This window comes from uncultured Sulfitobacter sp., from assembly GCF_947500075.1.
GTDB lineage: Bacteria > Pseudomonadota > Alphaproteobacteria > Rhodobacterales > Rhodobacteraceae > Sulfitobacter.
This window is the reverse complement of the sequence record NZ_CANMQS010000001.1, coordinates 536,477-561,581: the sequence shown is the minus strand read 5'-3', so window position 1 is coordinate 561,581 and position 25,105 is coordinate 536,477. Positions and strand designations below refer to the sequence as shown.

The window sequence follows — 25,105 nt, the reverse complement described above, 5'->3', positions numbered from 1 at the left end:
CTTTTGGGTTCATTGTCCGTAAACGAGTTCCGGCAGCCAGAGCGCCAGCCCCGGAAACACCATCACCAGCGTGAGCGCCGCGACCATCACCAACACAAAGGGTGTGATGGAGGCATAGATGTCCCGCAGCGAAATCTCCGGTGGTGCCATGGCGCGCATGAGGAACAGGTTATAGCCGAACGGCGGCGTCATATAGGCGATCTGCGTCGTGATCGTATAAAGGATACCGTACCAGATGAGGTCGAACCCCAGCGCGCCCACCAGCGGCACGTAAAGCGGTGCGACGATCACCAGCATCGCGGTGTCATCCAGAAATGTGCCCATCAGGATAAAGCTCAGCTGCATCAGGATGAGGATCATCCACGGGCTGAGGTTCAGCTGTTCTGTAAACAGGTTCTCAATCGCCTTCACCGCGCCCAACCCGTCGAACACGGCCCCAAAGGCGAGGGCGGCAAGGATGATCCACATGAACATGCAGGTGATGCCCAGCGTCTTGCGCACCGAATTCTCGAACACCTCGCTGGTCATCCGCCCTTTCAGCACGGCGGCAAAGAAGGCCGCAAGCGCGCCAATCGCGGAGCTTTCCACGAGGCTGGTCCAGCCATTCACGAAGGGAATCATCATCGTCGCGAAGATGCCCAGCGGCAGCAGACCCGCGCGCAACAGGCGCAGTTTTTCCGCAGGTGGCAGGTCACGGTCCTCAGCGCTCAGAACGGGGCCAAGGGCCGGGTTCATCCGGCAGCGGATCGCAATGTAGAGGATGAACATCGTGGCCATCATCAACCCCGGCACAATCCCGGCCAGCCAAAGCTGGCCCACGGGCTGACGGGCAATCATTGCATAGAGCACAAGCACCACGGAGGGCGGGACGAGGATGCCAAGGCTGGAACCTGCCTGTATCACCCCCGTCACCATCCGTTTGTCATAGCCCCGCTTGAGCAGTTCGGGCAGTGCAATCGTGGCACCAATCGCCATGCCCGCCACGCTCAACCCGTTCATGGCGGAGATCAGGACCATCAATCCAATCGTGCCGATGGCCAGCCCGCCGCGCAATCCGCCCATCCAGACGTGGAACATCCGGTACAGATCATCCGCGATTTTGGATTCCGACAGCACGTAGCCCATGAAGATGAACATCGGCAGGGTCAGCAGCGGATACCAGTTCATCAGCTTCATCGCGGCGGAGAAACCGATGTCGAACCCGCCCTTGTCGCCCCACAGCAACAGGGCCGCGACAACGGCGATGAACCCGATTGCACCAAACACGCGCTGGCCCGTCAGGAGCATCAGCATCATGGTGGAGAACATGAGCGTGGCGATCATTTCATAAGGCATCAGACGCTCTCACCCCGCAGGCGCAGCACGTCTTTGCAGAGCTCAGACAGGCACTGGAGGATCATCAGGAAAAAGCCCACGATCATTACAGTCTTGATCGGCCACATATAGGGCCGCCATGCGGAGGAGGAACGTTCAAGCCGCCCGACTTCCTCAGTGCCGATGGCCACGCCAAACAGGTAGGAGATCGGCTCCGTCTTCCAGTAGCCCAGCGAATAGGCGGTGGAACTGATCGCACCGTAGAGCAACACACAGAGGTAGAAGATCAGGAAACAGACGGTGATCAGATCAAACCACGCCTTACGCCTCAGCGACCACCCGCCATAAAGCAGGTCCATCCGCACGTTCGATCCCATCTGGATCGAATAGGGCCCGCCGAGGATGTAATAGGCAACCATCGCAAACTGCGCCATTTCCAGCGTCCAGAGCGATGGCAGGAAGAACGTCTTGCTGATCGACGACCACAACAGAATGCCCATCAGGACAAAGATGCCGTACATCATCACCCGGCCCGTGCGGTAATTCACGGCGTCCACGACACTGATATAGCCGCGCATCACGCTGAACATTGGATGTCTCCCGCGGCTTCGATCTGGCGGCTGGCCTGTGTGATCCACTGGGCAAACATATCGCCCATGGCGTTTTGCTCGGCCTTAGTGGTGATCAGGTCATTGCGGATTTCGATCATCAGATTGGGGTGGTTCCCCGGAAGACCATGGCGCTGCAAGGTATGGGTCACACCGTCGTCTGGGCCGTAGGGGGCATTGCGTTCGACCGACAGGGTGTTGTGCTGTGCGGCCGTGCTCAGCATGGCGTCGGCCAACCGGGTGTCACTGTCATGGAGCAATCCAATCTCCACACTGCGGGGGTGGCCATGGAAGGTCGGTGTGAAGCTGTGCACGGTGACCAGAACCGGCGCGGATTTCCGGGCCAAACGGTCTGCGACAGCGGCGTGAAAGGGGGCATAAATGCCGTCGATCCGGGCAGCCCGCTCTTCTACGCTCAGCTGTATGTTTCCGGGGATGTCAAAAACCTCGCTCCGCTCCGGCATCGCGCCGGGGGCGTCCGGCGGGCGGTTGCAATCATACAAGAGCCGCGACAGCGTGCCTGCGACAAGCGTCGCATCAAGGCGCTTTGACAACCGCTCTGCCACCGCCAGTGCGCCGGGGTCCCAGGCGATATGCGCCTTGCGGGCCTCAAGCGGCAGACCAAGGTGATCATAGCAGTCCGGGATATGGGGTGAGGCATGCTCACACACCAGTACCAGCGCAGAGGAACCGGCCGGGTTCACAATCCGCACAGGCGGGATCTGGAAATCAGGTTCAGCGGCAGACATCGTATCTCCTTGACCCGAAAGTGCTTGCTTCAATCGGCTTATGTCAACACAATTGTGAAAAATTTATCACTGCTCGATGCGATGTGTTATTTTTTCGATCAAACGGGAGGCGCATATGCCTGAGGTAACTCTGACCATCTCCGACCGCATTCAGGGAAAGTTGGATGATCTGACGCGCGCCGAACGGCAGTTGGCGCAGTCCATTCTGGAGAACTACCCTGCCTCAGGTCTTGGCCCGCTGGCGACATTGGCGGAGGAGGCGAACGTCTCCGTCCCGACTGTCGCGCGGATGGTGCAGAAACTGGGTTTCAAAGGCTATCCCGATTTTCAGAGCGCCCTGCGCGAGGAGTTGAAGGCCAAGGCGCGCAACCCTATCGCCCGGCACGACACATGGACAGATGGCGCGCCGGAGGGGCATATGCTCAACCGGTTCACGGATGCGGTGATCGACAACATCCGCCATACGCTGGGACAGATCGACCCCGCCGGGTTCGATGCGGCCTGTGCGCTCGTTGGGGATGCAGACCGGCATCTCTATATCGTGGGCGGGCGTATCACGCATACGCTGGCGGAATATCTGTTCCTGCACATGCAGGTCATCCGCCCGAACCTGACGCATATTCAATCCACCTCAAACGCATGGCCGCATTACCTGCTGGATGTGCAGGAGGGGGATGTCTTTGTGATCTATGACGTCCGGCGGTATGAAAACAACACCCTCAAGCTGGCGGAGATGGCCCATGCGAAGGGGGCGAAGCTGATCCTGTTTACGGATCAGTGGCGGTCGCCTGTGCATCCCTTGGCGGATATCTGTCTGTCAGCGCGGATCATGGTGCCGTCGGCTTGGGATTCGGCGGCCACGACGCTGTTGCTGACGGAGACGATGATCTCCTCCGTGCAGAACCTCGATTGGGAGCAGACGAGAGGCAGGATGGAACAACTCGAAGAGATGTTCGATCAGACCCGATTGTTTCGCAAGTTCACCTGACCGAGCGCGGATTTTGACGCAGAATCCGGTCAGAAGATGACAACTGGCCCGCATCACACGTTGAAATTTGCGCCAAATTCTGACCGTTTTCCGCGCCGGAAAACGCCCCGGCTCAGCCCGGTGACATGCCCCGCAACCGTTCTGACCGACGCCGCAGCAATTCCACAACCGTCAACAGGGCAATCGACACCACCACAAGGATCGTCGCAACCGCCAGAATGGTCGGGCTGATCTGCTCGCGCAGGCCGGTGAACATCTGCCAGGGCAAGGTCTTCTGCCCGGCTGAGCCGACAAACAACACCACAACCACCTCGTCAAAAGAAGTGATGAACGCGAACAATCCGCCTGAGATCACGCCGGGCAGAATGAGCGGCATCTGCACCTTGAAGAACGTCCGCACCGGCCCCGCACCCATATTCGCAGCCGCCCGCGTGAGCGAGTTGTCAAAGCCCACAAGCGTCGCCGTCACCGTGATGATTACGAAGGGAATACCAAGGGCCGCGTGGGCCAGGACCACGCCGATGTAGGTGCCTTGCAGACCAACGCGGCTGTAAAAGAAATACATGCCTGCGGCTGAGATGATCAGCGGCACGATCATGGGGGAGATCAGGATCGCCATGATCGCACGGCGGAAAGGCACATGCGGCTGGCTCAGCCCGATGGCTGCGAGCGTCCCGAAGCTGACCGACAGCAGGGTTGCGACAGGCGCAATCTTGACCGAGTTGGCGAGGGCCTGCTGCCAATCCGCGTTGGTGAAGAAATCGCGGTAGTGTTTGAGGGAGTACCCTTCGGGATCAAACCGCAGCATTTCCGGCGTGAAGGTAAAGAAATCTTCCGCATTGAAGCTCAGCGGCATGACCACAAGGATGGGGGTGATCAGGAAGATCAGGATCGCGCCGCAGATGACACGGAAGGTGAAATGCCAGAGCACTTGGCCGGGGGTGAGGTAGGGGGCCACTTTCGCGCGGTAGCGCCCCTCGTAAAGCCAAAAGCTGAACCAGCCGAAGAACCATCCAAAAAGCGCGCCAATGATGCCCGCAACAAATCCGCCAAGGATGAATCCGGCAATGCCCAGCAGAACCACGATGCCCCAGCGCGAAGGCGTTTCGGCCTTGACCACCTGTGTGGCGACAAGGGCGATCAAGGCCATGAACAACGCGCCCAGCACGACACCCAACAGAGAGCTGCCCTGCGCCGTTCCGACAAACAGGCCTGCAACCGCACCGGCTGCGGCAACCACGGGCACATAGAAGGAAACAGGTGTGCGGGAAATCGGTGTAAGTGCGGCCATGGTTCAGCCTCCCAACTTGACGTTGTCGATGCCGACGATCCGGTCGTAGGCCCAATAAAGACCCAACACAACCGCCAGCAGGATGGCACCAAGTGCCGCCGCCAGACCCCAGTTCAGCGAGCTGGAGATGTGATACGCGATCCGGTTGGAGATGAATGTTCCCGTCGTGCCGCCAACGATTTCAGGCGTGATGTAGTAGCCAATCGACAGGATGAAGACGAGGATCGACCCCGCGCCAATCCCCGGCACCGACTGCGGGAAGTACACCCGCCAGAACGCTGTCCAGTTCGTCGCACCCAGCGATTTCGCCGCACGGGTATAGCTCGGTGGAATGGTCTTCATCACCGAATAGAGTGGCAGGATCATAAAGGGCAGCAGGATATGCGTCATCGCGATGATCGTGCCCGTCTGGTTGTTGATCAGCGCCAATCGGCTGTCATCGGCCACCACGCCCAGCCACACCAGCGTATCATTCACCACACCCTGTTGTTGCAGCATCACCTTCCAGGCTGAGGTCCGCACCAGCAGCGATGTCCAGAAGGGCAGCAGCACAAGGATCATCAGCAGGTTCGCCGTCTTGGCGGGCAGGTTGGCAAGCATATACCCCACCGGATATCCCAGCAGGATACAGCTGCCCGTGATCACCAGCGACATGAACAGCGTGCGCATGAAGAGCTTGAGGTAGATCTGCTCGTTGTCGTCGCGCATCTCCGGCCCGTCGATGGTCTTTTGCATGTCAATGGAGTTCAGGAAGTAGCCGGACGTGAAATTCGGGCTGTAGACCTTGAGCGTTTGCCAGACATCCAGCGATCCCCAATCCTCATCCACATCCTCAAAGGCTTCGCGGAACACAACGGTCTCGAAATCACCCGCAGCCGCGGCGGCAGCTTGCAGTTCCGCAGCACCGGGACCTGCATAGCTGGCAACACCCGCACCGCTTGTCAGATCCTGATGCAGGGCGGAATAGATCAGCGCCCAAGGGTCTTCCTTGGCCAGATTGTCTTCATCCTCGTTCTGCACAAAGTCGGCGTAGAGGGTGAACATCTCTGCCGTCAGCGGCAACAGGGTGCTGACCGCACCGCTGGCAACGAACTGCGGCTGCGCGGTGTCTGATTTGTCATCCCAGGCGTTCTGGGCCGCCAGCCAATCGGCATCGCCCATCAAGGCATTCCAGTTCTCGCCCTGCTTCCAGAAACCGTCCAGGTCCTCGAACTGATCCTGATAGACCTCTCCCATATCCTCAACCTTGCGGCCGGATTTCCGGAAGAGAGAGGACACGCCTGTCAACTCATAGTTCAGGCGGGAGCCGAGGCGGGTGTGCAGTTTGCGTTCCTTGGCGAGGAAAATATCGCGGTAGAGCTCTCTGTAGGTGGAATCTTCGGGCAGGGCATCGCCTCCCGCATCCCAATCGGCCAGCGCTTGTGTGGTGCGCGGCAGGGTGTCGGATACGATCTGGTTCTCGACAGAGCGGAACAGCATATCTGCAATCGGGGCGATGAAGGTCAGCAGCACGAAAATCAACAGCGGCGCGATCAGCATCAGCGCACGCAGTTTGCTGCGGCGCAGGGCGCGGTTCAGGCTGGATTTCAACGTGCGGCCATCTGCGGCCAGCATCGGCCCATCGTTCGCGGTATCGGGTGCGGTGCTGGATGTCATGTCTGGCCTACTTCGCATGTGAGGGGCGGCGCAGCGATGAATACAGGCTGCGGCTTGGGAAGCCCGGGGCCATGGCAGATGCCACAGCCCCGAGCAGGGTTCAGGTCAAACGCGGCTTATTGTGCCAGCCACGCCTGGAATTTCGCGTCGATGTCGTCGCGGTAGTCAGCCCAGAACTCGTAGTTGTACAGGAACGTGTTCTTGGCGTTCTCTGGATCGGTTGGCATATGTGGCGCCATGTCGATGCCCAGATCAGCGTGCTGACCGACCAGCGGTGCGGAGGACGCACGTGCAGGACCGTAGGAGATGTACTTCGCCTGATCCGCCAGACGCTGTGTGTCTGTGGCAAACATGATGTAGTCCAGCGCGCGTGCTTTACGCTCGTCAGACAGACCGGTTGGGATGATCCAACCATCAAGGTCGAACACCTGCGCGTCCCAGAGCATCGCAACTGGCTGCTTCTGCTCTTCGATGACAGAGAACAGACGACCGTTGTAGGTGGACCCCATTACGACTTCGCCATCGGCCAGAAGCTGTGGTGTGTCCGCACCGGCGGACCACCAGATTACGTCGTCCTTGATGGTGGCCAGCTTGTCCAGCGCCTGCTGCTGACCTTCTTCGGTCTCCAGCACGTCATAGACGTCGTCCTTTGCAACGCCGTCACACAGCAGCGCCCATTCCATGTTGTTGATCGGACGCTTTTCCAGCGCGCGCTTGCCGGGATAGGCTTCGGTGTCGAAGACCGCGCAGACGGATGTGGGTGGTGTGTCACCAACCATGTCTGTGCGATAGCCGAATGTGGTGGAATAGACGATCTGCGGGATGAAGCAGTCGGAGACCAGCAGGTCGCCGAAGTCTTCGGACGCAGGTGTACCGTCAGGTGCGGCGGCCAGCTGCTCGTCCGCGTCGATTTCCATCGCCAGACCTTCGTCGCACAGGCGGATGGCGTCGGCTGCAACGACGTCGACCACGTCCCATGTCACATTACCGGCTTCGTTCATCGCGCGCAGCTTGGCCACGGCCTCGGCAGAGGACTCATCATTGATGATCGTGACCCCTGTCTTCTCCATGTATGGATTGTGATAGGCTTGCTGTTGGCTGTTGGAATAAGCGCCGCCCCAGCTCACAATGGTCATTTCGTTTGCCATGTGGCCGTCCGCGGCAACCATACCGGCTGCTACTGTCAGCGCGGTTGATGCCATAAGCGTCTTTGCTAGTTTCATTGGTTACTCTCCCATTATACGCCCGTATGGCTCGTGAAGCATGACAGCACGGGCTTGGCCGCCATGCTTGTTGTGTGGGCGCGGGGATGCGTCAGGCATCCAGCGCGCGGCAATCCTGTGGCAACCACCCGATCTCGATCTGTTCACCGGGTTTCAGGCGGGTCTGATCGGGGGCGTTGCGCGTCTTGATGACGAAATCATCCTTGCCCGCCACGCGCAGACGCGTGCGGAAGATGTCACCCATGTAGATGAACTCCAGCACTTCGGCTTTCAGCGTATGGGCGTCCGCGCTCAGGCGGTCCTTGTTGTATTCCACGCGCTCAGGCCGGATGGAAACGCGGGTGCGTTCCCCGACCGTGGTCACATTGATGGGCTTGGCGTCGATCACGGCACCGCCATCCAGTTCAACCAGTGCCACGTCGTTGTTGATCTCCTTGATCACACCTTCCAACGTGTTGTTTTCGCCGATGAACTGCGCGACAAAGCTGTTCTCCGGCTCTTCATAAAGCTTGTCCGGCGGGGCCAGTTGCTGAATGCGGCCATCGTCGAATACCGCCACGCGGTCCGACATGGTCAGGGCTTCGGTCTGGTCGTGGGTCACATAAACGGTGGTGATGCCCAGTTCATGCGCCAGATTGGTAATCTCGAATTGCAGGGTCTCGCGCAGCTGTTTGTCCAGCGCGCCCAGTGGTTCATCCATCAAAACAAGCTCAGGTTCGAACACCAAAGCGCGGCTCAATGCGATCCGCTGCTGCTGGCCGCCGGACAATTGCGCGGGGCGGCGTCCACCAAAGTCGCCCATCTGGACCATATCCAGCGCGCGCTTCACTTTCTCTTCCCGTTCCGACTTGCCCATGCCGCGCACTTCCAGTGGGAAGGACAGGTTTTCCGCAACAGTCATATGCGGGAACAGGGCGTAGTTCTGAAACACCATGCCAATCCCGCGCTTGTGCGGTGGGATGTTGTTGATGGATTTGCCGTCCAACAGAATGTCGCCGTGGGTTGCTGTCTCGAACCCTGCCAGCATCATCAGGCAGGTGGTTTTGCCGGAACCGGAAGGTCCAAGCATCGTCAGAAATTCACCTTTCGGCAAAGACAGATTGAGGTCTTTCACGACCAGATTTTCGCCGTCATAGGATTTCTGAACACGTTCGAATGCAACGAACGCTTCGTCTGACGCATTATCCAAAGCGTCTCCTTCCCTGTGTCCTTTCGCGGCGCGTTGATCCCGCCGTCGCACTTAAAGTCAGGTCAATAGGCAATTGACCTATCGTATTGGTAACAAGCTTCGACCTGACTGCAACCAGATTCTTGCGGGGCTTCAGGCCAGTTTGCGCTATCAGTTCGTCAGGGCTGCCGGTTCAACTGCTGCATATGCCAGGCTAATGCCTGATTGCTGGACAGGACAGGTTTGCCTAATTGCGCAGAGAGATGGGGAATCACGCCAAGGGTGCGCAGGTTCGTGCAGCTCAGGAAAACGCCCTCCACCGCCGTGTCCGCGCCCAGCTTCAGCGCAGATGTGATCAGCGATGCCGCATCGATGCGCGCCACCTTTGCTTCTTCCGCCTCGCCGAAAGTGCCGAAGACATCCGTGCTCAGACCGGCCTCGGCAAAGGCCGCGCGCAGCGGCACGTTCACCTCTGCGATGTAGGGGGAAATCAGCGCGAGGTTCGAAATGCCATGATGCGCGGCGCAGGCAATGGCTGCGCGCAGGGGGTTCGTGACATGTGCGACCTCTGCCGCGTTCTGCACAATCCGCTCAACCTTGTCCGAGCCGATGACCGCACTGGCAGAGGTGCACCCGTACCCAATGACCCGGTAGGGTCTGCTTGATGGCAGCAGGCGTGCCGCTGCCTCCAGCGCGGTGGACATCGCACCAAGCGTCTCAGTCGTCACGGTCGGTGCGCTTGGAATGCGGGTGACATAAAGCGGAGTTGGATCATCGCGCAGCGTCGTGCGCATGTCCCCTTCCAGCGTTTCATCCGCTTGCAGGACAATCAGCCCCAAGGGTGGGGTCTCGGGATCATCCGCGTCAAGGGTATAGGGCAGGGGGGTCACAGACAGGCCATCTCCGGTCCGGGACGGGGGGAAAGGCACGCCGCACTGCTTTCGTGTATCGCAATATTCTCTTCATGCAGCATGATGCCTCGATCCGTCGCAATACCAGGCCCAAGCGTCAGGACCAACGCCGTCTGGCGCTGCGCCAGCCGCTGGGTGTATGTCGCACGGTCAGAGCCAAATTGAGCTGTCAGATCAAAGCGCGGCACCGGGAGCCGCCTTGAGCAATGCGCGCGTATATTCATGTTGTGGGTTTGCGTAGACGTCTGCTGTGGGTCCGGTCTCTACCACTTCGCCTTTGTTCATCACCAGAATACGGTCGCAAATCTGCGCCGCGACCCGCAGGTCGTGGGTGATGAACAGCATCGCCAGATCAAACTTCTGACGCACGTCATCCAACAGATCCAGCACCTGCGCCTGTACCGACACATCCAAAGCCGATACGGCCTCATCCGCGATCAGGATCATCGGCTCCATCGCCAACGCACGGGCGATGCAAATCCGCTGTCGTTGCCCGCCGGAGAACTGGTGCGGGAAACGATCCAGCGCATCGGGCGACAAACCAACAACGCGCATCAGTTCTGCTGCCCGCTCATGGGCTTGGGCCGCGCTGATCCCGTAGTTCATCGGGCCTTCCACGATACTTTGTCCCACAGTCCGTCTGGGATTGAGGGACCGGTACGGGTCCTGAAAGACGATCTGGATGTCGCGCCTGTGAGGGCGCAGCTGGCCTTCTTTGAGGGTCGCGATGTTTTCCCCGTTGATCAACACTTCGCCGGAGGTGGGATCAATCAGCCGCATGATACAGCGCGCGACGGTCGATTTGCCCGATCCGCTTTCGCCCACAATGCCCAGCGTTTCGCCGCGCCGCACGGTCAGGTCCACTTCCTGCACGGCCTTCACCACGCGGCCTGTGCCCAGCAATCCGGGTGTGCCATAGACCTTGACCAGATCATCGGTGCTGAGCGCCTTGTCGCCGGTTGCGGGTTCGCGTTTGGGTGGCGTCATCGACGGCACCGCCGCGATCAGCATTTTGGTGTAGTCATCCTTGGGCGCGTGCAGCACTTCGTCCACGGTGCCCTGTTCCACGATTTGCCCGTATTTCATCACCGCGACGCGGTCCGCGATCTCTGCCACCACGCCGAAATCATGGGTGATGAACATCACCCCCATGCCCTTGCGTTTCTGAATGTCCTTGATCAGCGCCAGAATCTGCGCCTGCGTGGTCACGTCGAGCGCCGTTGTCGGCTCATCCGCGATCAGCAATTGTGGTTCCAGCGTGAGGGCCATGGCGATCATGATCCGCTGGCGCTGCCCGCCGGACAACTGGTGCGGATAGGAGCGGTACATCTTTTCAGGATCGGGCAGGCTGACGTCGTTCATCGCGGCAATCACACGTTCCTTGCGCTGCGACTGGGACATGTTGGTGTGGATTTCCAACATCTCCGAGATCTGGTCGCCCACGCGCAGAACGGGGTTGAGCGCGGTCATGGGTTCCTGAAAGATCATGCCCATCTTCTCGCCCCGCAGCTTGCGCAGGCGTGCGTCTGTCGCGTTGAGAATGTCCTCACCATCCAGCCTGATCGCGCCAGACACCGGCGTCAGTGCGCGCTTGTCCGCAAGGCCCATCACGGAAAACGCGGTCACGGATTTACCTGATCCGCTTTCGCCCACGACGCACAGGATTTCACCCTTGTCGACATGCAGGGTCACGCCTTCGATGGCAAAGGGGCGGTCTGCACCGTCAGGCAGTTTGACGGTCAGATTGTCTACCTCGAGAATGCTCATCAGCGCATGTTCCTTGCAATGCGGGGATCCAGGGTATCGCGCAACCCGTCACCCACAACGTTCACCGCCAGCACGGTCACCGCCAGACAGATGCCGGGGAAGAAGATGATCCAGGGGGTCAGCTGAAAGAACGTGCGCCCCTCGGACATGATGTTACCCCAGGATGGGATTTCGGGCGGGATGCCCGCGCCCAGAAAGCCCAGAATGGATTCCGTCAGCATGGCTGAGCCGCAGATATACGTGGCCTGCACGATCAGCGGCGCGATGGTGTTGGGCAGCACGTGGCGGACCAGAATGGTCGGCACGCGGGTGCCCGCGGAAATGGCCGCCTCCACATAAGGCTCCTCCCGCACGGTCAGCACGACCGAGCGGACAAGCCGCACCACACGCGGTATTTCAGGGATCACGATGGCCAGCACCACCGTGCCCAACGTCGCACCCGACAGTGCGATCAACGCGATGGCCAGCAGGATTGCGGGGATCGACATCAGACCATCCATCAACCGCATGATCAGCGCATCCGCCAGCCGGATGTAGCCCGCAATCAGCCCCAGAAACAGGCCAACAGCCACGGCGACAACCGCCACGACCAGCCCCACAATCAGCGACACACGCGCACCACTGACGACCCGTGAATAGACGTCACGCCCCAGCATGTCAGTGCCGAAGGTCCCCGCCCCACCCGGTGGTTTCAACCGGTTGGTCGGGTTCAGCTCCATCGGGTCGAGCGTGAAGAACGGCCCGAAGACCGCGAATAGGGCGATCAGGATCAGGATTGCGCCGCCCCAGAAAACGCCGCGATTGCGCAAGGCAATTCGGGCAAGGCTGATGTCCTTGGCGGCTTCTGCGGCGGCCGTCGGTTCGGTCGGGAGTGTGGCTTGATCGCTCATCAGTACCGGATCCTTGGGTCAAGCAGCGTATAGCTGAGGTCAATCAGCAGATTGATGAAGATGTAGATGAAGCTGAAGAACAGGATCAGCCCCTGAATGATCGGGTAATCCCGCGCCAGCACCGCATCCAGCACCAGCCGCCCCAGGCCGGGGATGTTGAACACGCTCTCGGTCACAACCACGCCGCCCAAGAGCAATGCGATGCCGATGCCGATCACCGTGACCACCGGCACAGCGGCGTTGCGCAGCCCGTGGCGCATGAGGATCTTGAACTCCGACTGGCCCTTGGCGCGGGCTGTGCGGATGTAATCCTCTTCCAGAACCTCAATCACCGAGGCCCGCGTCATCCGCGCAATCAGCGCGATGAAGATCACACTCAAGGTGAGCGAGGGCAGGGTGATATGGTAAAAGAACGGCCCTATCCCTTCGGTAAAGGGGGATTTGTAGCCTTGGACGGGTAAGATCTGTAGCTGCATCGCGAAAACGTAGATCAGAATATAGCCCATCACGAAGGCGGGTATCGAAAAGCCGCTGACGGAGAACAGCATCACAAAACGGTCGATCAGTGAACCCGACCGGAATGCCGCCAACGTGCCCAGTGGCACGGCAACCGCCACGGCAAAGGTGATCGTGGTCAATGCCAGAAGCAATGTGGGCTCAAGCCGCTGACCGATCAGCTCGGTCACGGGTTTGCCGGAAAAGATCGACACCCCCAGATTGCCCTGTGCAAGCGATCCGACCCAGCGGACAAACTGCACGACAATGGGATCTGAAAGGCCAAGCTGTTCGCGGATGCGTTCAACATCTTCGGCGGTGGCATAATCCCCCGCGATGACCGATGCCGGATCGCCGGGCGCGAGCCGCAGCATCAGGAATACAAAAAGCGCTACCAATATCATGACTGGTATGGTCGAAAGCACACGCATGGTGATGTAGCGCGTCATGAATTCCCCCGAACGGATTGTGAAAAAAACACAGCAAGTGCGGCGCGGGTCAGGACCCGCGCCGCACGTAGGTCATATTACTCCAGACCGATGTTCCAGAAGAACTGCACCGGAGACTTGATCAGGCCCTTCACATTGTTGCGGTAGGCAACAGGGGTAAAGAACTGGCCCAGGTGACCGGAAGCACCGATCGCCCAGAGGCGCTCTTGCACCTTGGCGCCGATCTCGGCTTTCTCATCGGCAGAACCGGCAACGGCAAAGGCCGTCCGCGCTGTTTCCAATTCAGCGTCTTCCGCCCAGCCGAACCAACCCGCTTCTGGGTTGCCGGAGAAGGCAATCGCCATTGGGTCAATCACGTCCGCACCGATCCACCATGTGTGGAACATGTTCCAGCCGCCATCAGCGACAGGATCACGCAGCGCCCGACGGGAGGTCAGCGTGGACCAGTCCATCGCCTGCACTTCAACCTCGAAACCCGTGTCACGCAGCTTTTCCGCTGTGATCAGCGAGAACGCGGAGAGGATCGGAATGTCCGTTGGCTGCATGATAACGACGGGTGTGCCATCATAGCCGGAAGCGGCGAGCGCCTCTTTGGCCTTGTCGATATCGCCCGTGGACATCACGTCGGAACCCACATCGTTGTCCAGCGGCGTGCCGCATGGGAACACCGAATGGCAGGTTTTCCAGAAGGCAGGATCACCCACGGCACCGGCCATGTAGTCTTCCTGCTTCATCGCCATCAGCGCTGCACGGCGGACCTCTGCGTTGTCGAAGGGCGGCAGCAGGTGGTTGAAGCGGGCAAAGCCCACGTTGCCCAGCGGATCGTTGACCTCGACCGTGATGTCGGGGTTGGCGTCCAGCAGCGGTGCCAGATCGTTGGCAGGTGCCTCGAAGAAGTCGATCTCACCCGCCATCAGCGCGTTCATCGCTGTTGTCTGGTCAGGGAAATAGGTCCATTCGACCTTGTCCACCTTTGCAATCTTGCCACCTGATGCGGCAGAGACGGGCTCTTCACGTGGCACATAGTCGGCGAATTTGGTGTAGACCACCTTGCTGCCGGGCACCCACTGATCCGCTTCAAAGACGAAAGGACCGGAACCGGTGAAGTCGGTGATCTGCTCAAACGGGTCCGTTGCCGCGACGCGCGCTGGCATGATGAACGGCACGTTGGAAGAGATTTTACCAATTGATTCAAGCACAAGGCCATATTCGTTGGCAAGTGTCAGAACCACGGTCTTGTCGTCCTGGGCTTCAAGGCTGGCGGTGTTGGCCATCAACTGCTGGCCCATCCCGTCGCGCTTGCCCCAACGCTCAAGCGAGGCAACCACGTCCGTCGCCGTGACCGGCGCGCCGTCATGGAACTTCAGCCCGTCGCGCAGCACAAACGTCCAGACAAGGCCGTCATCTGAAGTGGACCATGTGTCGACCATCTGTGGCTGTGGTTTGAAGTCTTCGTCCATCGCGAACAACGTGTCATAGATCATGTAACCATGGTTCCGCGTGATATACGCGGTGGTCCAGATCGGATCGAGGTTCTTGAGGTCCGCATGCGGAATGACCCGCAGTGTTGTTTCCGCCTGTGCGACCGTGGGCATTGCCCCCATCGCGAGCGGGACCGCCAGCACTGCTGCAAGCAGGCTCCGGCGCTTGATCCATCCAAGCATATGTATTCTCCCTATTGTTGCGTTTTCACTTATTTGGTTTACGCATGGGTAATCAGGCACGGCTGGATACAGCTTGTCAATCGCGTGCAAACGATTTTTGCTTTCTCAGAACGAACCGCCTTTTTGTGCGGCACCAGGCCGAAGGACCCTCCCGAATGATCACTGTATACAGCGCTGCAAAGGTTATAACGATGGACCCAAACCGGCCCGAGGCCACGCATATCGCTGTGCGTGACGGCCGTGTGCTGGCGGTGGGTGGCCCTGATTGCGCGGACGGCTGGGGGGAGGCGACGCTGGATGACCGCTTTGCGGCCCACGTGATTCTCCCCGGCTTGATCGAAGCGCACGCCCATGTTTCCGCCGGGGGCATCTGGGACCATACATACTGTGGACATTACGCCAGAAAAGACCCCAAGGGCCGCCTGTGGGAGGGGGTTGGCGACTACGACGCAATCATCGCCCGGCTGGCGCAGGTCGCTGCTGAAACACCCAAGGGTGAGCCGGTCATCGGCTGGGGGCTGGACCCGAATTTCCTGCAAGGTCGCCGGTTCGACAAGGCGCATCTTGATCAGGTCTCCACCGACCATCCGGTGGTTGTGCTGCACTCGAATTTCCATCTGATGACGACCAATTCTGCCGCGCTGGCAATGGCCGGTTTCGATGCAGGCACAAACATCGAAGGGGTGATGAAAGGCCCCGACGGCACCCCCAACGGTGAGCTGCAGGAATTTGCGGCGATGACGCCGATGATAAATGCAAGTGGATGTAATTTCCTGAACATGGCCAACGAAGCCAGCCTGCGCGCCTACGGTCAGGTCGCGCGGCTTTGCGGGGTGACCACGGTGGCGGAACTGCTGTCGGACCTGCCGGAGGAGGAGGTCGGCATGATCGAACGGGTCGTGCATGACCCGGCGTTTCCGGCCCGTTATGTGCCCATCATGAACGCCATGGTCGGCGACCCCGAAGCCGAAGCCGCCCGCGCCGTCGCCCTGCGCGCGCGCTCCACCGACAAACTGTCGCTTGGACGTGCAAAGCTGTTCACCGATGGGGCCATTCAGGGCTTCACCGCCAAGCTGAAAGCGCCCGGCTACATGACCGGAGAAGACAACGGCATCTGGAACATGGACCTTGATCACTTCCGCCGTGCGGTGGAGGCGCTGCACAAGGCCGGCGTGAAGACCCATATCCATACCAACGGCGACGCGGCCTCCGAAATGACGATCGAAGTCTACGAAGAGGTCATGCTGAAGTACCCCAACCCTGACCTGCGTCACACGCTGGAACATGTGCAACTCGCGGGCCGCGACCAGTTCAAACGCATGAAAGCGCTGGGCCTGACCTGCAACATCTTCGGCAACCACATCCATTACTTTGGTGACATCCACTGGACCAGGACCGTCGGTCCCGACCGCGCATCGCGCATGAATGCCTGTCGCGACGCGGTTGAGATCTTCGACAATGAATTTGCCATCCATTCCGATGCGCCGGTCACTCCGATGGCCCCGCTGGTGACAGCCTGGGCGGTTGTGAACCGGGTGACGGAGACGGGCAGGGTGCTGGGCACCTCTCAACAGATCACCGTGCCGCAAGCGCTGCATTGCATCACACTTGGGGCGGCGCATGTGCTGAAACTCGATCACGAGGTCGGCTCGATCCAGACCGGCAAACATGCCGATTTCTGCGTGCTGGCCGAAGACCCGCTTGCCGTCGATCCCATGGCGCTGCGCGATATCGACGTCGTGGCGACTGTCCTTGGCGGAGAAGTCACCCAATGACCCGCGTCGCTGTCGCTGGCTTCCAGCATGAAACCAACACCTTCGCCCCCTTCCCAACCACGCTGGAAACCTTCCAGACCGGCGGCTCATGGCCCGCCCTAACCCGTGGCGCGGCGCTTCACGAGACCATGCGTGGCCTCAATATCCCTCTTTCGGGTTTCATGGCCGCCTGCGAGCACGAGATGATCCCGATCCTGTGGTGCGGTGCCGAACCGGGCGGCTACGTGGAAGAAGAGGCGTTCGAGACCATTGTCGGCGACATCCTTCAGGCCATCACGGACAGCAATCCCGATGCCGTCTACCTCGACCTGCATGGCGCGATGGTCACCCGCGCCCATGACGACGCCGAAGCTGAAATCATCGCCCGCGTGCGCAAGGTCATCGGCCCCAACGTGCCTTTCGTGGTCAGCTTCGATCTGCACGGCAACCTCTCCAAACCGGTCTCTGACCTCACGGACGGCGTCACCCTCTACCGCACCTACCCCCACACCGATCTGGCCGACACCGGCGCACGCGCCGCGCATCTGCTGGATCGCCTGCTGCAAGGCCCTCTCGCGAAGGCCTACAAACAGGTCGACCTCCTCCTGCCCATCACCGCCCAATCGACGGAGTTCGAACCCGCGAAATCCATATACGCCGCCCTCGACACCCTCAATGTCACCTCTACTGACATCGCCATGGGCTTCCCCCCCGCCGACATCCCCGACGTTGGCCCCACGATCTTCGCCTATGACCCCGACCCGGCCAAAGCGCAAGCAACCGTCGACCACATCGCCGCATCCATCCTCGCCGCGGAAACCCAATTCGACGCCCGGCTCGAAAAAACGGTGCCTTGCGTTGCCCGCGCCATGACGCTGCAAGCCCCCGTCGTCATCGCTGATCCTCAGGACAACCCCGGCGCGGGCGGCACGGGCGACACCACGGGTGTGCTGCGCGCGCTCATCGAAAACGATGTTCCCGACGCCGTGCTCTCCATGCTCTATGACCCCAAAACCGCTGCCGCGGCCCACGCCGCGGGGCAGGGGGCTGAAATAGACGTCTCTATCGGCGGTGCCTTCAACCAATACTCAAAACCCCTCGACGTCCGCGTCAAAGTCGAAGCCCTCTCCGACGGCATCTTCGACTTCACCGGCCCGATGTTCGGCGGCGCCACCGCCCACCTCGGCCCCGTCGCGCGCCTGCACATCCTCAACACCGGCGTCACCGTCGTCGTCGGCAGCCGCCGCGGCCAGAACGCCGACCAGGAAATGTTCCGCGTCGTCGGCATCGAACCCAAAGACCACGCCATCGTCTGCGTGAAATCCGGTGTGCATTTCATGGCCGACTACCTGCGCATCACCAACCGCATCCTCTTTGCCGAAAGCCCCGGCGCCAACCCCTGCCACCTCGAAACCCTCCCCTACACCAAAATCCGCAAAGGCATCCGCTTGGGCAACAGCGGCAAAACCACCTGACCCCACTCCCCCATCTTTTCTCCCTAAATATCCCGGAGAGCACGAGAGGCAGCGCCTCTCGTATGGGCGTCAGCCCATCCAGCAACGCCTCCACAAAAGAATCCCTTGCCAACCCAGACGCTTCCCTCTAAAGGCACACGAGTTCAGCCCGGCACATGCCCCTGAACCTTAAAATACCGACGCGACGAAGCCCGTGATGAGCACGGCCTTCCAATCCGTTTGAAGCCCTAATCTAAAGGGATATGCACATGGCCGCTCAAAGCCAGAACATCCGCATTCGCCTCAAGGCGTTTGATTACCGGGTGCTTGACGCCTCCACTCAGGAAATCGTCAATACAGCCAAGCGCACAGGCGCTTCTGTCCGGGGTCCGATCCCGCTGCCCAACAAAATCGAAAAATTCACCGTTCTGCGTGGTCCCCACGTTGACAAGAAATCCCGTGACCAGTTCGAAATCCGCACGCACAAGCGTCTGCTGGATATCGTTGATCCGACCCCCCAGACCGTGGACGCGCTGATGAAGCTCGACCTCGCCGCTGGTGTGGACGTCGAGATCAAGCTGCAGTCATAATAGTCGGAGGGTAATTGATATGTTGCGCTCAGGCGTTATTGCAAAAAAGGTGGGGATGACCCGCCTGTTCATGGAAGACGGCAAACAGATCCCTGTGACCGTTCTTCAACTCGACAATCTTCAGGTCGTCGCACAGCGCACGCCCGAGAAGGACGGCTACACCGCCGTTCAGCTTGGTGCAGGCACGGCGAAAGCCAAGCGGACCTCCAAAGCCATGCGCGGCCACTTCTCCGCAGCCTCGGTGGAACCCAAGCGCAAGGTCGCAGAATTCCGCGTTGACGCGGATGCGATGCTGCCCGTGGGCGAAGAGATCATCGCGGCCCACTATTTCGAGGGTCAGTTTGTTGATGTTGCAGGCACCTCCATCGGTAAAGGTTTTGCCGGTGCGATGAAGCGCCACAACTTCGGCGGTCTGCGCGCCACACACGGTGTCTCGATCTCTCACCGTTCGCACGGCTCCACCGGTCAGTGTCAGGATCCCGGCAAGGTTTTCAAAGGCAAGAAAATGGCCGGTCACATGGGCGCTGCCCGTGTCACCACGCAGAACCTTCAGGTCGTCAAAACCGACGTGGGCCGTGGCCTGATCATGGTCAAAGGCGCTGTTCCCGGCTCCAAAGGCGGTTGGGTCACCGTCAAGGACGCGGTGAAAAAGCCGTTCCCTGAGAATGCGATCCTGCCCGCTGCTCTGGCCTCCGCTGCCAGGGAAGCTGAAAAAGCCGCCGAAGAAGCAGCCGCAGCAGCCGCCGCCGAAGCCGAAGCAGAAGCCGCACGCCTTGCAGAAGAGCAGGCCGCCGCCGAAGCCGAAGCGCTGAAAGCAGCCGAAGCCGAAATCGAAGCGGAGAAGTCCGATGATGCGGGCGACGCTGCTGAAGACAAGAAAGAAGGTGACGCATGAAACTCGATGTCATCAAACTCGACGGCGGCAAAGCCGGATCGGTAGACCTGGACGAGGCTCTGTTCGGTCTTGAGCCACGCGCCGACATCCTGCACCGCGTCGTGCGCTGGCAGCGTAACAACGCCCAGCAAGGCACGCACAAGGTCAAGACCCGGTCTGAAACCAGCTATTCCACCAAGAAGATCTATCGCCAGAAGGGCACCGGCGGCGCACGCCACGGCTCCCGCAATGCGCCGATCTTCCGGGGGGGCGGCATCTACAAGGGTCCAACCCCGCGCAGCCACGGTCACGAGCTGACCAAGAAGTTCCGCAAGCTGGGTCTCAAGCATGCGCTGTCCGCCAAGGCGAAAGCCGGTCAGTTGGTCATTATTGACGAGGCCGCTTCCGAAGGCAAAACCGCCGCACTGGCCAAGCAGGTCTCCTCCCTGGGGTGGAAACGTGCGCTGGTCATCGACGGGGCAAGCGTGAACGAAAACTTCGCCCAGGCCGCCCGCAACATCGAAGGCCTGGATATCCTGCCATCGATGGGCGCAAACGTATATGACATCCTCAAGCGTGACACTCTGGTGATCACCAAAGCAGGTGTCGAAGCATTGGAGGCCCGTTTGAAATGAGCGCCAAGCACGAACACTACGACGTGATCCGCAAGCCGATCATCACCGAGAAAGCAACCATGGCTTCTGAAGCCAACGCGGTTGTGTTCGAAGTGGCCATCGACAGCAACAAACCCCAGATCAAGGAAGCGGTTGAAGCCCTCTTTGGTGTGAAGGTGAAGGCGGTGAACACGACGATCACCAAAGGCAAAGTCAAACGCTTCCGTGGCCAGTTGGGCAAGCGGAAGGACGTCAAGAAGGCTTATGTGACCTTGGAAGAGGGTAACACGATTGACGTCTCCACGGGCCTGTAACCCGTAGGGTGGGTGCAACCCACGCGTACAGATAACAGAGGCCCCCGTAAACGCGGGGGCCTTTTCGTTTGGGGATCGAAATATTGGGGCGTTCCGAGCAACTTCTATGCCCTGTGGAGGGGATGTGTAAGAAATAGCCGGGAGTAAAACCCGTCTTTGGTGTGATTAGGGTCTTGGAGGTTGGGAATGGCGGAGCGGATTGAGGTGACTGTGGAGGAAGCGGAGGCGGACTTTGAACGACTGCTAAAGTTAGCGCTGCAAGGGGAGCAGGTTGTGATTTTGCGGGAGGATGGATTTTGCGTTCAGTTGGTTCCCAACATCAAGGACAAGAACGGTTGAGTTAAATCTAGTCAGTTTCTGACTAGTCGGCTGGAGTGCGAGTGCAATCTGCAAGAAGCAGACGCTTAACCTTCCCGCTTGCCGATGTTACCTTTCGTGCGCGAAAATCCAGCTTATTCCGGGCTCCAACGTTGCTCCCATGAAGCGACCAAGTCAATTGGCCTAGATCACCTGTTGGAAAATCACCGTCTGGACGAATAGGTACTACTCGGTCGAGAGGATCGATGAACGCTCGGCCATTACGTGAAAGTGCATTGTATCGAGTCACGTTTCCAGAAAGAACCTCAAGTCGGTCAGACATATCCTGCGTAGTAACCCAATCCTTCGTATCTTCATCGAAAGCTACTAATTCCTGTCGGGAAGACCCAATAGTAATTAACTCCACACCATCTTCTTAACCGATTGGTCGGTGGGCCGCCTGCAGACTGCCCTCCAGCGTTTCCGCTAATTCATCCAGATCGACTGGGAGCCTTTTTAGTGGAGGCGGTTCTTTTCTAGCATAGATCTTCTGAAGATGCGGGTGGTTTGGCTCTGCACTTAACAGGCCCCCGGCACGACGAAAAGCGGTTTTGATAAAGTCATAGAACACAGGAGCAGTGAGTGCCACGCCTGCTGCAGACGTAACAGGGTGCGCCTCCAGGAGGATAACTAAGTCGATTAGGAAGCTTCCCTGCCTAGCTGGTCGTAGGAATATCTTGGCTCCCTTCAAAGCCGTGGCGCGAGATACAGGTTCTCCGGTCATATATGCGTGAGTCGCGATGTGAATCGCCCGCGTCATGCCATCAATAGAGGTTGCGCCATCATATCCGGGGAGTTCATTTCTATCGGCAGCTCCGCCTGTGTATTTGATCCTAAGGGGTATCTTTGAAAGTGCCATTTGGCCCCAAAATTCTAGAGTTCTTTTACAAGCGTACCGATACTAGTTACGTCGGCGGCCAAAATAAGGCTGGTATTGTTTGTAACCTGTTTTTCTGAGTAGGTTTTACCTCCGACCAAATCCGAAAAAAAGAAGTTAGCATTCCCAAGTGGGTCGTTCGCATATGCACGCCGCATCAGATAGCACGCTAAAGCTCCGTACCTTTGCGTTAGTGGCGGAGATTGAGTGGCCCACAAACCGTAGCAGTTCCTCGTTTCTTTTTTGGTCAACTCAAAAAGCGGATCAATAGAGATAGAAATTCCTGCATTCGGGAAGTTTAGTGTTCGCTTGCTCTTCAACGGCTCAATAGATTTCGACCCACCAAATTTTGTTGCAAAGCGGCTATATGCCTCCTGATTGTGTTTTCTTTCAACGGCGTTTGTTGGTGTCGCAAGTACTGCGAGTGCTTTGTCATGGTCTCCCGATGCATGAAAGCGAACCGCCTTCTGCATCGTTTGATAAAAGTCATAGCCGCCCGGACCCGACAGTCGCTTTTGAATTTCGGAAATTCTTTGCCCAGTATCTAGCAATGAAATTTTGATGAACGTGTTTAGAGAAAAGTTAATCAAACTATGAGCCACCAATCTTGCTGTCCTACAACTTAAGATAAAATCTTTAGACGAAATTGCAACTGTGGTGCGCTAGATTGTCCCGTAATAAGTCGTCGGGTTTGTCCTTGACCCCACCCCCCATCCACCCTAAACGACCCCATCGGCAAGGCCCCGGATTCGTCCGGGGCTTTCCTATTGTCGCATCGGTGGGTTTCACCCACCCTACGGCACACCCAAAATCGGGGACCTTCGGGGCCCTTCATACCAGTGGTCGTCACAAGGACGACCGAAGCAAAACGGAAGACAGACAACATGGCACTCAAGTCGTATAAACCGACGACGCCGGGCCAGCGTGGGCTGGTACTGATCGACCGTTCGGAGCTTTGGAAAGGCCGCCCGGTCAAAGCCCTCACAGAGGGTCTGACCAAGAATGGCGGACGGAACAACACCGGACGGATCACGATGCGTCGCAAAGGCGGTGGGGCAAAGCGCCTCTACCGTATCGTAGATTTCAAGCGCAACAAAATGGACATGTCCGCAGTTGTTGCCCGCATTGAATATGACCCCAACCGGACCGCGTTTATCGCGCTGATCCAATACGAAGACGGCGAGCAGGCGTATATCCTTGCGCCTCAGCGTCTGGCAATCGGTGACAAGGTCATCGCCTCCGCCAAAGCCGACATCAAACCCGGCAACGCCATGCCTTTCTCTGGCATGCCCATCGGTACCATCATCCACAACATCGAGATGAAGCCCGGCAAAGGCGGTCAGATCGCCCGTGCTGCTGGCACTTACGCTCAGTTCGTGGGTCGTGATGGCGGTTACGCTCAGATCCGTCTGAGCTCCGGCGAGCTGCGTCTTGTCCGTCAGGAATGCATGGCCACTGTTGGTGCCGTGTCCAACCCCGACAACTCCAACCAGAACTACGGTAAAGCGGGCCGCATGCGTCACAAGGGCATCCGTCCTTCTGTGCGTGGTGTCGTGATGAACCCGATCGACCACCCGCACGGTGGTGGTGAAGGCCGGACCTCTGGTGGTCGTCACCCGGTGACGCCATGGGGCAAGCCAACCAAGGGTGCCAAGACACGTAACAAGAAAAAAGCGTCAAGCAGTCTGATCGTCAGATCGCGCCACGCCAAGAAGAAGGGGCGCTAAGAATGTCTCGATCCGTATGGAAAGGTCCTTTTGTTGACAGCTATGTCCTCAAAAAGGCCGAAGCGTCCCGCGAGAGCGGTCGCAATGAGGTTATCAAGATCTGGTCGCGTCGTTCGACCATCCTGCCTCAGTTTGTTGGTCTGACGTTCGGCGTCTACAACGGCCGCAAGCACATCCCTGTCAACATCAGCGAAGAAATGATCGGTCAGAAGTTTGGCGAATATAGCCCAACGCGGACCTACTACGGTCATGCCGCCGACAAGAAGGCGAAACGCAAATGAGCAAGGATAAGAATCCCCGCCGCGTGGCAGACAACGAAGCACGTGCAAAGCTGCGCATGCTGAAGACGTCTCCGCAGAAACTGAACCTCGTTGCTGGCCTGATCCGCGGCAAGAAGGTGGACAAGGCCCTGACGGACCTCACCTTCTCCAAGAAGCGGATCGCGCAGGACGTGAAGAAATGTCTTCAGTCCGCCATCGCCAACGCCGAGAACAACCACAACCTTGACGTGGACGAGCTGATCGTCGCGGAGGCCTATGTTGGCAAGAACCTCACCATGAAGCGTGGTCGTCCACGTGCCCGTGGCCGGTTCGGCAAGATCATCAAGCCATTCGCTGAAGTCACAATCGTCGTGCGCCAAGTTGAGGAGCAAGCATAATGGGTAACAAAGTAAACCCGATCGGCATGCGCCTGCAGGTGAACCGTACATGGGACAGCCGCTGGTACGCCGACACGAAGGACTACGGTGATCTTCTGCTCGAAGACCTCGCCATCCGCGCCTTCATCAAGGAAGAGTGTCATCAGGCCGGTGTGGCCCGTGTGATCATCGAACGTCCGCACAAAAAGTGCCGCGTGACGATCCACACAGCACGTCCCGGTGTCATCATCGGCAAGAAGGGTGCAGACATCGAAGGTCTGCGCCAGAAGATCGCCAAGATGACCTCGTCGGAACTGCACCTCAACATCGTTGAGGTCCGCAAGCCCGAGCTGGACGCCGCACTTGTCGGTGAAAGCATCGCACAACAGCTGGAGCGCCGGGTGTCTTTCCGCCGCGCCATGAAGCGTGCCGTGCAGAACGCAATGCGCATGGGTGCCCTGGGCATCCGCTGCAACCTGGCGGGCCGCCTTGGTGGTGCCGAAATCGCGCGTACCGAATGGTACCGTGAGGGCCGCGTGCCCCTGCACACCCTGCGTGCGGACATCGATTACGCCCACGTCGAAGCAAAGACTGCCTATGGCATCATCGGCATCAAGACGTGGATCTTCAAAGGCGAGATCATGGAACATGATCCTGCCGCCCGTGACCGCAAGGCACAGGAAATGCAAGACGGCCCGGCCCCTCGTGGTGCTGGCGGTCGGCGTTAAGGAGTA

General features: G+C 59.0%; 26 protein-coding genes. 12 read left to right on the top strand and 14 right to left on the bottom strand.

Going from position 1 to position 25,105, the window contains the following annotated elements; genetic code table 11:
- Positions 1–9: 9 nt before the first annotated feature.
- Genes Q1A91_RS02775 through Q1A91_RS02765 form a run of 3 tightly spaced genes read right to left on the bottom strand, consistent with a single transcriptional unit; the run spans position 10 to position 2,671 of the window.
- Positions 10–1,335, bottom strand: coding sequence for a TRAP transporter large permease subunit (locus Q1A91_RS02775; protein WP_299872493.1), 1,326 nt, complete (start codon positions 1,333–1,335; stop codon positions 10–12).
- On the bottom strand, positions 1,335–1,904 hold the full coding sequence (locus Q1A91_RS02770) for a TRAP transporter small permease subunit (protein WP_299872491.1): 570 nt from the start codon (positions 1,902–1,904) through the stop codon (positions 1,335–1,337). Before Q1A91_RS02770 ends, Q1A91_RS02775 begins: the two co-directional genes overlap by 1 nt.
- The gene (locus Q1A91_RS02765; RefSeq protein ID WP_299872489.1) at positions 1,892–2,671 is read right to left on the bottom strand and encodes an N-formylglutamate amidohydrolase; all 780 of its coding nucleotides are present in this window, start codon (positions 2,669–2,671) and stop codon (positions 1,892–1,894) included. Before Q1A91_RS02765 ends, Q1A91_RS02770 begins: the two co-directional genes overlap by 13 nt.
- A 115-nt stretch (positions 2,672–2,786) precedes the next feature.
- On the opposite strand from Q1A91_RS02765, the gene Q1A91_RS02760 reads away from it, so the two are divergent.
- On the top strand, positions 2,787–3,659 hold the full coding sequence (locus Q1A91_RS02760; protein WP_299872486.1) for a MurR/RpiR family transcriptional regulator: 873 nt from the start codon (positions 2,787–2,789) through the stop codon (positions 3,657–3,659).
- A gap of 112 nt (positions 3,660–3,771) precedes the next feature.
- Here the strand turns inward: Q1A91_RS02760 and Q1A91_RS02755 are convergent, their stop codons facing one another.
- The 10 genes from Q1A91_RS02755 to Q1A91_RS02710 all read right to left on the bottom strand — a co-directional run bounded on the left by Q1A91_RS02755 (position 3,772) and on the right by Q1A91_RS02710 (position 15,173).
- A complete protein-coding gene (locus tag Q1A91_RS02755) occupies positions 3,772–4,950 on the bottom strand; it encodes an ABC transporter permease (protein ID WP_299872483.1) in 1,179 nt (392 codons plus the stop codon).
- A gap of 3 nt (positions 4,951–4,953) precedes the next feature.
- Entirely contained in the window at positions 4,954–6,606 is a 1,653-nt protein-coding gene (locus Q1A91_RS02750; RefSeq protein WP_299872480.1) for an ABC transporter permease, read from the bottom strand.
- A gap of 116 nt (positions 6,607–6,722) precedes the next feature.
- Positions 6,723–7,829, bottom strand: a complete 1,107-nt coding sequence (locus Q1A91_RS02745; RefSeq protein ID WP_299872478.1) for an extracellular solute-binding protein — start codon at positions 7,827–7,829, stop codon at positions 6,723–6,725.
- A 91-nt stretch (positions 7,830–7,920) separates the two neighbouring features.
- Positions 7,921–9,018, bottom strand: a complete 1,098-nt coding sequence (locus Q1A91_RS02740; RefSeq protein WP_299872475.1) for an ABC transporter ATP-binding protein — start codon at positions 9,016–9,018, stop codon at positions 7,921–7,923.
- Positions 9,019–9,176: 158 nt separating this feature from the next.
- Positions 9,177–9,926 (bottom strand): Asp/Glu racemase, encoded by a 750-nt coding sequence (locus Q1A91_RS02735; RefSeq protein WP_299872472.1) that lies wholly within the window; start codon positions 9,924–9,926, stop codon positions 9,177–9,179.
- Complete coding sequence (locus Q1A91_RS02730; protein WP_299872469.1) at positions 9,884–10,096, bottom strand: hypothetical protein; 213 nt, start codon at positions 10,094–10,096, stop codon at positions 9,884–9,886. Before Q1A91_RS02730 ends, Q1A91_RS02735 begins: the two co-directional genes overlap by 43 nt.
- Entirely contained in the window at positions 10,083–11,675 is a 1,593-nt protein-coding gene (locus Q1A91_RS02725; protein ID WP_299872466.1) for an ABC transporter ATP-binding protein, read from the bottom strand. The genes Q1A91_RS02730 and Q1A91_RS02725 overlap by 14 nt, the downstream gene beginning before the upstream one ends.
- A complete protein-coding gene (locus Q1A91_RS02720; protein WP_299872463.1) occupies positions 11,675–12,565 on the bottom strand; it encodes an ABC transporter permease in 891 nt (296 codons plus the stop codon). Before Q1A91_RS02720 ends, Q1A91_RS02725 begins: the two co-directional genes overlap by 1 nt.
- The gene (locus tag Q1A91_RS02715; RefSeq protein ID WP_299872460.1) at positions 12,565–13,509 is read right to left on the bottom strand and encodes an ABC transporter permease; all 945 of its coding nucleotides are present in this window, start codon (positions 13,507–13,509) and stop codon (positions 12,565–12,567) included. The genes Q1A91_RS02720 and Q1A91_RS02715 overlap by 1 nt, the downstream gene beginning before the upstream one ends.
- A gap of 77 nt (positions 13,510–13,586) precedes the next feature.
- A complete protein-coding gene (locus Q1A91_RS02710) occupies positions 13,587–15,173 on the bottom strand; it encodes an ABC transporter substrate-binding protein (RefSeq protein ID WP_299872457.1) in 1,587 nt (528 codons plus the stop codon).
- 155 nt (positions 15,174–15,328) lie between these two features.
- Here Q1A91_RS02710 and Q1A91_RS02705 point away from each other — a divergent pair, with 155 nt between their 5' ends.
- The 7 genes from Q1A91_RS02705 (at position 15,329) to Q1A91_RS02675 (ending at position 21,112) form a co-directional block, all read left to right on the top strand.
- Positions 15,329–16,948 carry an amidohydrolase gene (locus tag Q1A91_RS02705; protein WP_299872454.1) on the top strand — a complete coding sequence of 540 codons (1,620 nt, stop codon included), beginning with the start codon at positions 15,329–15,331 and terminating at the stop codon, positions 16,946–16,948.
- Entirely contained in the window at positions 16,945–18,402 is a 1,458-nt protein-coding gene (locus Q1A91_RS02700; protein ID WP_299872452.1) for a M81 family metallopeptidase, read from the top strand. Before Q1A91_RS02705 ends, Q1A91_RS02700 begins: the two co-directional genes overlap by 4 nt.
- Before the next feature lie 248 nt (positions 18,403–18,650).
- Positions 18,651–18,971 (top strand): 30S ribosomal protein S10, encoded by a 321-nt coding sequence (gene rpsJ / locus Q1A91_RS02695; protein WP_169639408.1) that lies wholly within the window; start codon positions 18,651–18,653, stop codon positions 18,969–18,971.
- Positions 18,972–18,990: 19 nt separating this feature from the next.
- Complete coding sequence (rplC, locus tag Q1A91_RS02690; RefSeq protein WP_299872447.1) at positions 18,991–19,866, top strand: 50S ribosomal protein L3; 876 nt, start codon at positions 18,991–18,993, stop codon at positions 19,864–19,866.
- Positions 19,863–20,480: a 50S ribosomal protein L4 gene (gene rplD / locus Q1A91_RS02685; protein ID WP_299872445.1), complete on the top strand. Its 618-nt coding sequence runs from the start codon at positions 19,863–19,865 to the stop codon at positions 20,478–20,480. Before rplC ends, rplD begins: the two co-directional genes overlap by 4 nt.
- Entirely contained in the window at positions 20,477–20,773 is a 297-nt protein-coding gene (locus tag Q1A91_RS02680; protein ID WP_299872443.1) for a 50S ribosomal protein L23, read from the top strand. Before rplD ends, Q1A91_RS02680 begins: the two co-directional genes overlap by 4 nt.
- A gap of 186 nt (positions 20,774–20,959) precedes the next feature.
- Entirely contained in the window at positions 20,960–21,112 is a 153-nt protein-coding gene (locus tag Q1A91_RS02675) for a hypothetical protein (protein WP_299872440.1), read from the top strand.
- Positions 21,113–22,003: 891 nt separating this feature from the next.
- Here the strand turns inward: Q1A91_RS02675 and Q1A91_RS02670 are convergent.
- Positions 22,004–22,609, bottom strand: coding sequence for a hypothetical protein (locus tag Q1A91_RS02670; RefSeq protein WP_299872438.1), 606 nt, complete (start codon positions 22,607–22,609; stop codon positions 22,004–22,006).
- A 282-nt stretch (positions 22,610–22,891) separates the two neighbouring features.
- Between Q1A91_RS02670 and rplB the strand changes: the two genes are divergently transcribed.
- The 4 genes from rplB to rpsC are packed head-to-tail and all read left to right on the top strand — an operon-like array spanning position 22,892 to position 25,099.
- Positions 22,892–23,734: a 50S ribosomal protein L2 gene (rplB, locus tag Q1A91_RS02665; protein ID WP_299872435.1), complete on the top strand. Its 843-nt coding sequence runs from the start codon at positions 22,892–22,894 to the stop codon at positions 23,732–23,734.
- Between the two features lie 2 nt (positions 23,735–23,736).
- A complete protein-coding gene (gene rpsS, locus Q1A91_RS02660) occupies positions 23,737–24,015 on the top strand; it encodes a 30S ribosomal protein S19 (RefSeq protein WP_299872432.1) in 279 nt (92 codons plus the stop codon).
- On the top strand, positions 24,012–24,392 hold the full coding sequence (gene rplV / locus Q1A91_RS02655) for a 50S ribosomal protein L22 (RefSeq protein WP_299872429.1): 381 nt from the start codon (positions 24,012–24,014) through the stop codon (positions 24,390–24,392). The genes rpsS and rplV overlap by 4 nt, the downstream gene beginning before the upstream one ends.
- Positions 24,392–25,099, top strand: a complete 708-nt coding sequence (gene rpsC, locus Q1A91_RS02650; RefSeq protein ID WP_299872425.1) for a 30S ribosomal protein S3 — start codon at positions 24,392–24,394, stop codon at positions 25,097–25,099. The genes rplV and rpsC overlap by 1 nt, the downstream gene beginning before the upstream one ends.
- The last annotated feature ends 6 nt before the right edge of the window (positions 25,100–25,105 follow it).